The following is a 10,269-nucleotide window of genomic DNA, read 5'->3' as shown; positions in this document are numbered from 1 at the left end:
CATGAGTACCGACTTCCTGCACCACTTCATGCAAATGCGCGTCAAACTTATGACCCTTACTTTCCGTGACGCGGACGCCGATTTCTTTGATACTCGATAGCATTTTATTTTCTAACATCGAGTACCCCTTTTGGATCGCAGCTTCGCGATCGGTTTGGGGCTTAATCGAAGTCCGAGCGAGTTCGATCACATCAACCACCGATAATAATTGCAAGGCAATTTCTGCGCGGGTACCCTGCTCTACTTGCGATCGACTTTGTTTGATTCGCTGCTCGAATTCATCGGTTTCTTGTTGATAATGTTCGAGTTCGCCGATCAGTCGATCGTAGTCGGATTTGGCCTTGAGAGCTTGTTGTTTCCAGTACAAAGCTGCCTCTAAACTTTCGGCATTGTCAACGTCAATCGCCTCGGCATCTGGATCAGTTTGGGCGTTCGCTAGTTGATTCTGTAATAGGATTTTGGGTGGCGCGCACCGTTGGACTTCACTAAATGTCGTCTTGCCGTGGCGAAATAGTTTGATGCCCAGATCTAGAAAAGATCGCATCCCCATTTCCTGGGCAGCTAAATCGATCGCTTCGGCATCCCCATGTAAAATTGTCGATTTGAGTCGATCGACGATCGTCAATACTTCATAGATACCGATCTCGCCGCGATAGCCTGCACCCCGACATTGGGCGCACAAGTTACCCACTTGTTTGGCTCGATCGATCGCGCTAGGGCTGAGACTATGGGCACGATAGTAGGGACTATGCTCCTTCAGGCTGAGAATCGTACTACCTAGTTGCGCTAATTGTCGGCTATTTGGCTCTTCAGGCAGCCGACAATCGCTACACACTTGTTTGAGCGATCTATGAGTGATGATGCCAATCGTGGCGGTGTAGAGCTGGGCTGCGGGGATGCCGAGAGCGATGAGTTGGGCGATCGCTTCACCAGCGGTGGGGGCAGAGATGGTGGCGAAGACTAGGCAACCGCTAGTGACGGCGCGGATGGCGGCTTGGGCGATCGCGAGGCTGTCGATCGAGCCGATGGCTAAAATATCGGGCTGTTGATGCCCGCAGGTATCGATAGTCCGCGCGATGGTGTCGGCATCGACAGTAGCGGGGAGAGTGAGGCGATCGATCCCGGGGATGGGATATTGCAAGTGGCGATCAATGGCGTAGATTTTGCGATCTGGGCGGTGGAGTTCGGCGAGGCTGGCATCGATGAGTGCTGATGTGCCGCTAGGTTGGGTGCCGACGATGAGGATTAAGCCGCGATGGCTATGAATGATGCGCTCGATCGGTTCTAGGCTGTCGCGATCGGGGATTAGTTGGGGGAGGGATCTAGGTGGGAGTTGGTTATAGGTGATTTGAGCGGTGATGGTGTCGCCAAATTGGCTGGGGAGGGTGGTGATGGCGATCTGGACGCGACCGATTTTGCTGGTGCAATCGAATGTGCCGGTTTGGGGGGCGGGGAGTTGGGGGGCGATTTTGGCGAGGGTTTTGAGGTGGTTGATCGTGGGTGCGATCGTGTGGTGGGGGATGTTGTGGAGGGCGGTTTGCAGGATGCCGTCTTGGCGAACTCTGATTTGGAGGGATTGGGGTTGGGGTTCAAAGTAGATGTGTGAGGCGCGATCTGCGATGGCTTTGGCGAGGATTCGATCGACGAGGTTGATGATGGGGTTGTCTGGTGTGGATGTCGATTGAATGTTTGTCATAAGTTCGGAGATCGGCGGTTGGGTGTGCGATCTCAATTATGTTTGGTGGTTTTATCGATCGACATCCGCCATTTTAGTGGAGTGGTTATGGTGTATTAGCGGTAACGGTAGATCTTTGGGGGTGTTGCTTCATGCCTGCTCTCTGGTGATTAGCGAATCGGCAAACTATAAATACTTGCTAGTTTCGATTTTCTCTAGTGTAGGCAGAACCCGGATCTGGGGGTTGTCTTGACGCGCTAAACCCTCGGCAAAGCCGAGGAGCGCGCGTCGCTCCGACCCCCAGTCCCCCCGTTGAGAGGCGGGACGCCGCCTCTCAAACTCTCCTGCGAAAGGTTCGATTTGTGGGTAGCGGGGTGGGGGGGATGATTGCGATCGCCCAAAACCTAGATCCGGGGGTTTCACCCCCAGACCCCCCATCGGAAGGTTGCGGGGATAATGTCGCTCGCACGATCGATCTTTGGAGGCTACCGGACTAGAAGTTAGCGAGGACTTTTCATCTCCCCGCTCCCCGCTCCCAACTCCCTAACCTCTAGATCCCAAAATCGCCTCAATCACCCGCTGTAACTCTTCATCAGTAAGATTAGAGCCGGAGGGTAGGCAGAGGCCGCGATCGAAGAGGTCTTCGGCGACTTGGCCGCCGTAGCGTTCGGAGTCTTGGAAGATCGGTTGCATGTGGAGGGGTTTCCAGACGGGACGGGCTTCGATTTGTTGTTCGGCGAGGGCGAGGCGGATCTGTTCGCGATCGGCTCCGAAGGCGGCAGGATCGATGGTGAGGCAGGTGAGCCAGCGGGTGGAGTTACCCCAGGGGGCTTCGGGCATGAATTCGATGCCGGGGATGTGGGCGAGGGCTTGTTGATAGATTTGGCAGTTGCGGCGACGGGCGGCGACGCGATCGTTCAGTACCATCAATTGGCCGCGTCCGATGCCGGCGAGGACGTTGCTCATCCGGTAGTTGTAGCCGATTTCGGAGTGTTGATAGTGGGGGGCGGGATCGCGGGCTTGGGTGGCGAGGAATTTGGCTTTGGAGGTGATGCTGGCATCTTCGGAAACCAACATGCCACCGCCGGAGGTGGTGATGATTTTGTTGCCGTTGAAGGAGTAGATGCCGACGGTGCCGAAGGTACCAGGAGATCGACCTTTGTAGGTTGCGCCGAGGGCTTCAGCCGCATCTTCGACGGTGGCGACGCCGTACTCTTGGCAAGTTTTGATGATCGGATCGAGATCGGCACTTTGGCCGTAGAGATGGACGATGATCACGGCTTTGGGGAGTTTGCCAATTTTAGCGCGCTGTTCTAGTGCGGCTTGGAGCAATAAGGGATCCATGTTCCAGGAGATCCGATCGCTATCGATGAAGACGGGTTTGGCACCGAGATAGGCGATTGGATTGGCACTAGCAGAAAAGGTCAGGCTCGAACAAAATACGTCATCGCCAGCACCGACACCGACTAGTTTTAAGGCTAGATGGAGAGCTGCCGTACCGGAACTAACGGCAGTGGCATGACTAGAACCTACTGCTTGGCAAAACTCGCGCTCGAAGGCGTCAACATGAGGACCAATGGGAGCAATCCAATTGGTTTCAAAGGCTTCGGTCACGAATTGGTGTTCGCGATCGCCCATGTGTGGAGTTGAAAGTAAAATAGGTTTTGTCATTACCAGAAATTATAAATAAATGAAAATTGAGCGCGGTGTGATGTTTGCCCGATCGCCAATAAGTAGATAGTAGACATCTAAACCAGTCTAATTTTTACGACTTACGTGCAGGTAAGATTTTTAGCTAGAGCTTAGCTGCTGGCTATTCACTCTATACTGAGAACCTGTTTCAATTATACCCAGATTAATTTCCAACCTATCCACTCAACTCGATCATATTGGGTTGACATCTAGCATCATCGCGATTGGCGATCGATTAGTACAGAAATATGATTAAAGTCAGGATGCTCGACTCCAGTGCTGGCATTTTGATCGGCTGGAGCAAGCATTAGTTGCTGACTAGGACGATCGATAAGCTGGGAAAAAAGCTGTCTGCTCGAATTCGGCCATCGTTCTATTTAAAGTCGTTGCGCGCCCATGGAGCAGCTCGGTATATAGCTCCTTGTTGATAATACTTTGCATAGTCATAAACGAGGCAAATTGATTGGAAAATCCCGATTTAAAGTGATACAGCGAGTCGCGATTACTCCCTAGCCCTCCACCAAGATTTAGATATTGATTATCTCTGTGTTTGCCCCAGCGCATCAGATAGTCAAACATCAGGGTGGTGGGGGATTGCGGTAAGAACTTGGTTTTGGTTCCCCCCAAATGATATTGCACGATCCCATTAACTTCTGTGATGAGACTGGCAGCGGCAGTTTCACCATCGATTTCGACGACACAGATCTGGAGCCTGTCGCCTAATGCTCGAAAGAGACTTTGAAAATATTCACGAGTGAAGAAATAAGTAGCATTGGCATTGACGCGCTGCATTGTTTCGATATAAATCTCGATGAATAGATCCAAACTATCGATCGAGACGATCTTGGCTCCAAATCCCGCCCGTTTTAACTTATTAATTTTAGTCCGATGACTCGATCGAATCTGCTTCCAGATTGCTTCAGGATCGTTTGTCAGGTCGCAAATTACGACATCGCCACGTTCGGTGATGGTAAAGCGATCGGGATTGGAGCGGGCGGGATCGATATAATGATTGAGAATCGGGTGCAGCCGCAAAAATGCCGAACAGATATTTTTGGCGTACCAACACTCATAAACAATATTCAGGCACTTTTCGACGAATTGCGGGTTTTGTCCGGCGAGATTTGTCACCATGCCGGGATAACCGTATGGGGAAATTACATCATAAATTGGGGTGCGACCAAGTGCGAGTAGATCTGTGCTCTGATGACACTCGCGAATGATATAAGGCAAGAAAAATAAGCGATTGCCATCTTCGATCGCGATCGCTTCTGGCTGACCCTGGTGCCGCTGTGCTTCTAATTCTAAATAACCAGGGAGATGATAAAAATCATGAGGGATGATGTCTAAATATCTTTGCCACTCAGAGTCTGCTGGTGAGACAACTTGAGATTTTATCGAGGTTGATAATAATGTCACCACAATCGTACTGTATGTCCCCTAAATTTCAGCGTTAAACACGGTCGATCGCTCCTGCCTGACGATTTGCGAGAGGGTGTTACTGCCGAGCGAGGAGGTTCGCTCTTGCCTGCAAGTCCCAGCCACTCTCATGCAATTCCTCTACTTAGATTGCCCCGATCTTGCCAAAAAGTATCAGTCGTGTTGCTGAATTAGGGGAATTAATTAGCCAGATCGGCAATCCTGGCTCGGTATCCGGCTGGCATAGTCGATGGGCATGGACACACAAAAATGACTTGCAGATATCTCAATCTACAAGTCATGTGAGTTGATATTAGCGATCGATCCCAATCGCTCTTTAATTTGACATGAGTTCGGTTTAAGAAGAGCCTAGAGACTGCAATCGTCGGCGGGACGGGAATGAAGCCAATATCCTTACCAATAACTCACGTTAATTTGATTTTCTAAAAACCAAAAAAGTTTTTGGCTTTCTTAGTAGTATCTTCTGCTGATTTTTCGACTTTTCCAGTCATATTTTCCATCGCGTCTTTGGCTTTGTCTAGACTCTTTTTCGCAGATTTGTTGCCATCTTTCATGGCTGTTTTGACACGTTTTTCTTCTAGTGCTTCTCGCTGTTCTAGTTCTTTAACCACGATTTCTTTTTTACTAACCATCGATTCTGGTACTTTGAGATCGATGCTTGGAGCGGCGATCGCAGTGTCGATCCCGATCGAGATCCCTTGCCAAATTGACAACATCACCACCAATCCGCAGAGTACGCGGCTGAGATAATTTTTAAGGCTAGATAGTAGTGTTGGCAACTGAGGTTTCATAAATGTATGTCATAAAGGTTCGCACACTTATTTTTACTGAAAAATTGCCAAAATAACATCCACCGATCGATAGATATTTAACGACTCGATCGCCTCACAGAGATGCTTCCAATGCCTGATAGACAAGCTTCGATCGTTCCAGCGAAGATTAGTGAGGGCAATACTATGCGTTGTCATGTTCATCACTGCTTTATTTAAAGAGAAAAATTATGTCTGAACCTAATGGTGTAATGATGCAATACTTTCACTGGTACAGTCCAGATGATGGTAGTTTATGGCAGCAGGTGGCAGACAAAGCAGCCGAATTAGCTGCCGCTGGGATCACCTCTCTCTGGTTGCCGCCAGCTTACAAAGGTACGGGTGGCGGCATGGATGTGGGCTACGGTGTCTATGACATGTTCGATCTGGGCGAATTCGACCAAAAAGGCTCGGTGCGGACGAAATATGGCACCAAAGCTGAATATATTAATGCCATCAAAGTTGCTAAAGCAGCAGGTATCAGGATCTACGCTGATGTAGTATTCAATCATAGGCTGGGTGCCGATGAAGCCGAAGATGTCGAAGCGACTCCGTTTAATATGGACGATCGCAATGCCCCAATCGGTGAATATCAAACGATTAAAGCCTGGACGCACTTTACTTTTCCTGGCCGCGCTGGCAAGTATTCGACGATGGAATGGCACTGGTGGCACTTTGATGCGATCGATTACAACGCCTATAACGAGGGCGAATCGGCAGTCTATTTGCTCAAGGGCAAGTCATTCGATCACAACGTAGACCAAGAAAAGGGGAATTTTGATTACCTGATGGGCTGCGATCTGGATATGGAGAATCCCGAAGTCGTCGGCGAACTCAAGTATTGGGGCGAATGGTGCTATGACACTACCGATATCGATGGCTTTAGATTTGATGCCGTCAAACACGTCTCAGCAGAATTTTTTCAACAATGGCTCGAACACGTCCGGCAATACGCTCAAAGGGATCTGTTTGCAGTCGGTGAATATTGGTCTTATGAAGTCGATGCGCTGCATCATTTCATCGAGACTACCAATGGTACGGTCAATCTGTTTGATGCGCCACTACATTACAATTTTCACGTTGCCAGCCAAGCTGGAGAAAATTACGATCTGACCAAAATCTTTGACAATACCTTGGTACAGCAACAGCCCTTACTCGCGGTTACCCTCGTCGAAAATCACGATTCCCAACCGCTCCAGTCCCTCGAATCGATCGTCGAGCCGTGGTTTAAACCGCTAGCTTATGCCTTGATTCTGCTGCGTGAAGCTGGCTATCCGTGCATCTTTTATGGCGACTACTATGGCGCACATTACCAAGATACGGGCAAAGATGGCAACGAATATGAAATCTGGATGGACGCTCATCAGTTCCTGATCGATAAATTCCTCCACGCCCGTCAAAACTATGCCTACGGCGAACAACGCGACTACTTCGACCATCCCAGCACGATCGGCTGGACGCGGCTGGGTGACGCGGAGCATCCCGGCGGGATGGCAGTAGTTCTCACCAATGGGGAAGGTGGCGGCAAATGGATGGAAATCGGCCATCCGAATGCTACTTACATCGACATTACCGAGCACGTCAAAGAACCGATCGTCACCAACGATGAGGGCAGTGCAGAATTCCGTTGCAATGGTGGCTCTGTTTCGGTTTGGGTCAAACAATAACAGATCGATCGCACATTAACAACTAATTGGTAGGCGCAATTCATCAATTGCGCCTACCAATTTCTATCCCCAACTTCCGCACATGAACACCAACACGAATATTGAAGTCGATCGCACTTTGCCCACTGGAGATCGATCGACTGTAAATATCTCCGTCCCCGATCACCGTGAGGTTCATATCGAAGTCGGTGAAGCTGTCCCAGAGCAAATCCTCCGCAATGTCGAAACGATCGTCAGCCACCAAGATCGGCACAAGCAAAATACTACAGCCGATCGCCGCGTACTCAATAAAATTGCGGCTTTTTTCGCGCGTCCGGGATTTTTGTATGCTCAGATTGGCTTTTTTGCAATTTGGATCGGCTGCACCCAATTAGCCGAGCGCAATATCATTGCCAAGAACTTCCCTTTGTTCGATCTTCATTTGCATGGCTTAGAGGTAGCATCTTTGCTCATTTCTACTGAGGTCTTAATCGCTCAAGCTCATCAAGAGAAAGTCGAACAAGAGCGATCGCATCTGACCATTCAACTCAATTTAGTCACCGAGCAAAAGATCGCTAAATTAATTGCTTTAGTTGAAGAACTGCGTACCGATCTACCTAATGTCAAAAATCGCCCTGATAATGAGGCCGAAGCAATGAAACAATCGATCAACCCACAAGCAATTTTGGAAGTCATCCAACACAATACTATCCATCCAAAGATTGATGATTTAGAAGCATCAAATTCCAGGAAATCCCCCTAGCCCCCCTTTGCAAGGCTACCGTGTCTACACAACTCTAATAGACTTCGTTTGAAGACCTGAATCCCCCTGATTGGTGTGCTTCCATCGTCGGGGAACAAAGACCGGAGCGCATCCGCTAAATCCCCCTCAAATCGATCGCAGCCATCACCCATTCGATGTCCCCGCTCCCCGTTCCCAACACAGATGACCAAAGCTTCTAAAAACATCATTATTGACACTCGATCGATCGGTGGTAGCTCCGTCTTTCGGGACGATCGCGAAATCGTGACGTCGATTACCCAAACCAGTGCGGACATCGATATTGATACGCTCATCCCAGAGCAAATAATTAAGAATATTGAGACAATTACCAACCATCAAGAGCGTTATCAGGCCAACGCAACTACTGCCCAACGGCTCTTAGCAAAAATCGTCAGTATTTTCGGTACACCCGAATTTTTATACTTTCAGATTATCTTTTTTATTGCTTGGGAAATCTGCGGACATTTAGTAGATCTCCAGATTTTGCCGACCACTTTTCCGCAATTAGATCTGCGCGAACAATGGCTCGATCTAGCATCACTATTTATCTCCACTGGCGTCTTGGTCTACGAAAATCGTCAGGAAAAGGTCAATGAAGAACGATCGCATTTGATGCTCCAACTCAATCTGATTACCGAGCAAAAAATTGCCAAACTCATCTCCTTAGTCGAAGAACTCCGCACCGATTTGCCCAATGTCAAAAATCGCAACGATGAGGAAGCCGACTTGATGAAACAAGCCACCGACCCCCAAGTAATTTTGGAAGTGATCCACCAAATTTCCGAACCAGCACCCACCGACACCAAAGTACAAACTAATGAAACCTCAAGCTAGTCTGATTTTCAACCCCATTGCTGGACAAGGCGATCCAGAACAAGATCTCGCCCTCATCAAATCCCTGCTCAGCGAGAGCCTCGATCTCGATATCATCGTTACCACTGCTGAATGCGAACCTGGAGAACTCGCCAAAGCCGCGATCGATCGCGGCGCAGGCTTGATTATTGCCTCCGGTGGTGATGGTACCCTCTCCGCCGTTGCCGCTGCGCTGATGGGCACGAGTATCCCCCTGGGGGTAATTTCGCGCGGCACCGCCAATGCTTTTGCCAATGCCCTCGATCTGCCCACTACGATCCCCGAAGCCTGTGCCGCCATCCTGACAGACCATACTAAAGTTGTCGATGTGGCACGGTGTAACGGCTTGCCAATGGTACTCCTCGCTGGTATCGGCTTTGAAGCCGAAACCGTGAATTTAGCCGATCGTGATGCCAAAAAACGGATGGGAGTCATGGCCTACGTCCTCGCCGGACTCAGCCAACTTCGCAACCTCGAACAATTTGAAGCCCACATCGAAACCGAAGATAAAATCATCACAGTTTCCGCCGCCGCCATCACGATCGCCAACGCCGCCCCAGCCACCTCAATTTTGGCTCAAGGAGCCGCCGAAGTCGTCTTCGATGACGGATTGCTCGATCTGACAATTATCGCCCCCAAAACCGCCCTCGGCGCGATCGCCACCTCCTACGACCACCTCAGCACTACCCTACGCGGCGAAGCCTCCCAACGCCAAGACGTCGGCTTCCTCCGCGCCAAACACTTCAAAGTCACCACCACCCCACCCCAAAAAGTCGTCCTCGACGGCGAAATCATCGGCACCACCCCCCTCGACATCGAATGCATCCCCAACGGCCTCACCATCTTCGCCCCCTCAACCGAAGAACCCCAACTTACCGAGAAATTGGAAGGGTTGCCGAATTTGACGATTGAGGTGAAGTAGGTTAGGGAGTTGGGAGTTGGGAGCGGGGAGTGGATAGTGGATAGTGGATAGTGGATAGTGGATAGTGGGAGAAAAATCAGTCTACGCTGATTTCTAGTCCGATAGCCCTCAACGATCGATTGTGCGATCGCCGTTATCCCCTCTGCTTTTTGACAGGTAGAGTGGTTTCATCAAAAAAAGGAAAATGCATAAACCTTGGTGCTTAGTCTTTAACCGCCCTGAAATGAATTGTTTCGTTCCGAAAGGCTTCGCCAACGGGCTAATAGCCAAAGTTCACTGAAGTGAACTGAAAGATTTTCCTGCCGATGTATGAAACCACCCTGCCTCCTGCGCTTTTAACCGGGGGGGTCTGGGGGTTGCAACCCCCAGATCTGGGTATCATGCGATCGCCATTATCCCCCCCACCCCGCCACCCACAAATCGAACCTTACGGAGGGGAGTTTGAGGGG

General features: G+C 49.9%; 9 protein-coding genes. 4 read left to right on the top strand and 5 right to left on the bottom strand.

Annotation, left to right across the window (positions count from 1 at the left end; all coding sequences use genetic code 11):
- The 5 genes from grpE to RMO27_RS16910 all read right to left on the bottom strand — a co-directional run.
- A partial coding sequence (gene grpE / locus RMO27_RS16930; RefSeq protein WP_309734637.1) for a nucleotide exchange factor GrpE occupies nucleotides 1–1,696 on the bottom strand: 1,696 nt, incomplete at its 3' end.
- A 522-nt stretch (nucleotides 1,697–2,218) separates the two neighbouring features.
- The gene (locus RMO27_RS16925; RefSeq protein ID WP_309734635.1) at nucleotides 2,219–3,346 is read right to left on the bottom strand and encodes a DegT/DnrJ/EryC1/StrS family aminotransferase; all 1,128 of its coding nucleotides are present in this window, start codon (nucleotides 3,344–3,346) and stop codon (nucleotides 2,219–2,221) included.
- Nucleotides 3,347–3,685: 339 nt separating this feature from the next.
- Entirely contained in the window at nucleotides 3,686–4,786 is a 1,101-nt protein-coding gene (locus RMO27_RS16920; protein WP_309734633.1) for a GNAT family N-acetyltransferase, read from the bottom strand.
- A gap of 443 nt (nucleotides 4,787–5,229) precedes the next feature.
- Entirely contained in the window at nucleotides 5,230–5,598 is a 369-nt protein-coding gene (locus RMO27_RS16915) for a hypothetical protein (RefSeq protein ID WP_309734632.1), read from the bottom strand.
- A gap of 33 nt (nucleotides 5,599–5,631) precedes the next feature.
- Nucleotides 5,632–5,775 carry a hypothetical protein gene (locus tag RMO27_RS16910; RefSeq protein WP_309734631.1) on the bottom strand — a complete coding sequence of 48 codons (144 nt, stop codon included), beginning with the start codon at nucleotides 5,773–5,775 and terminating at the stop codon, nucleotides 5,632–5,634.
- Nucleotides 5,776–5,807: 32 nt separating this feature from the next.
- On the opposite strand from RMO27_RS16910, the gene RMO27_RS16905 reads away from it, so the two are divergent.
- From RMO27_RS16905 to RMO27_RS16890, 4 genes are all read left to right on the top strand, one after another.
- Entirely contained in the window at nucleotides 5,808–7,283 is a 1,476-nt protein-coding gene (locus tag RMO27_RS16905) for an alpha-amylase (RefSeq protein WP_309734629.1), read from the top strand.
- An 82-nt stretch (nucleotides 7,284–7,365) separates the two neighbouring features.
- Nucleotides 7,366–8,025, top strand: coding sequence for a DUF1003 domain-containing protein (locus tag RMO27_RS16900; RefSeq protein WP_309734626.1), 660 nt, complete (start codon nucleotides 7,366–7,368; stop codon nucleotides 8,023–8,025).
- Between the two features lie 183 nt (nucleotides 8,026–8,208).
- Nucleotides 8,209–8,880, top strand: a complete 672-nt coding sequence (locus tag RMO27_RS16895; protein WP_309734624.1) for a DUF1003 domain-containing protein — start codon at nucleotides 8,209–8,211, stop codon at nucleotides 8,878–8,880.
- Nucleotides 8,864–9,820, top strand: a complete 957-nt coding sequence (locus RMO27_RS16890) for a YegS/Rv2252/BmrU family lipid kinase (RefSeq protein ID WP_309734623.1) — start codon at nucleotides 8,864–8,866, stop codon at nucleotides 9,818–9,820. The genes RMO27_RS16895 and RMO27_RS16890 overlap by 17 nt, the downstream gene beginning before the upstream one ends.
- Nucleotides 9,821–10,269: the final 449 nt, after the last annotated feature.

Source organism: Chamaesiphon sp. OTE_75_metabat_556 (assembly GCF_031378165.1).
Taxonomy (GTDB): domain Bacteria; phylum Cyanobacteriota; class Cyanobacteriia; order Cyanobacteriales; family Chamaesiphonaceae; genus Chamaesiphon.
This window is presented reverse-complemented; position numbering and strand designations above follow the sequence as displayed.

What these genes read in the sequence shown, in the direction of transcription:
- RMO27_RS16925 (WP_309734635.1), bottom strand. Translation starts at nt 3,346, where the DNA reads ATGACAAAACCTATTTTACTTTCAACTCCACACATGGGCGATCGCGAA.
- RMO27_RS16915 (WP_309734632.1), bottom strand. Translation starts at nt 5,598, where the DNA reads ATGAAACCTCAGTTGCCAACACTACTATCTAGCCTTAAAAATTATCTC.
- RMO27_RS16910 (WP_309734631.1), bottom strand. Translation starts at nt 5,775, where the DNA reads ATGACAACGCATAGTATTGCCCTCACTAATCTTCGCTGGAACGATCGA.
- RMO27_RS16905 (WP_309734629.1), top strand. Translation starts at nt 5,808, where the DNA reads ATGTCTGAACCTAATGGTGTAATGATGCAATACTTTCACTGGTACAGT.
- RMO27_RS16900 (WP_309734626.1), top strand. Translation starts at nt 7,366, where the DNA reads ATGAACACCAACACGAATATTGAAGTCGATCGCACTTTGCCCACTGGA.
- RMO27_RS16895 (WP_309734624.1), top strand. Translation starts at nt 8,209, where the DNA reads ATGACCAAAGCTTCTAAAAACATCATTATTGACACTCGATCGATCGGT.
- RMO27_RS16890 (WP_309734623.1), top strand. Translation starts at nt 8,864, where the DNA reads ATGAAACCTCAAGCTAGTCTGATTTTCAACCCCATTGCTGGACAAGGC.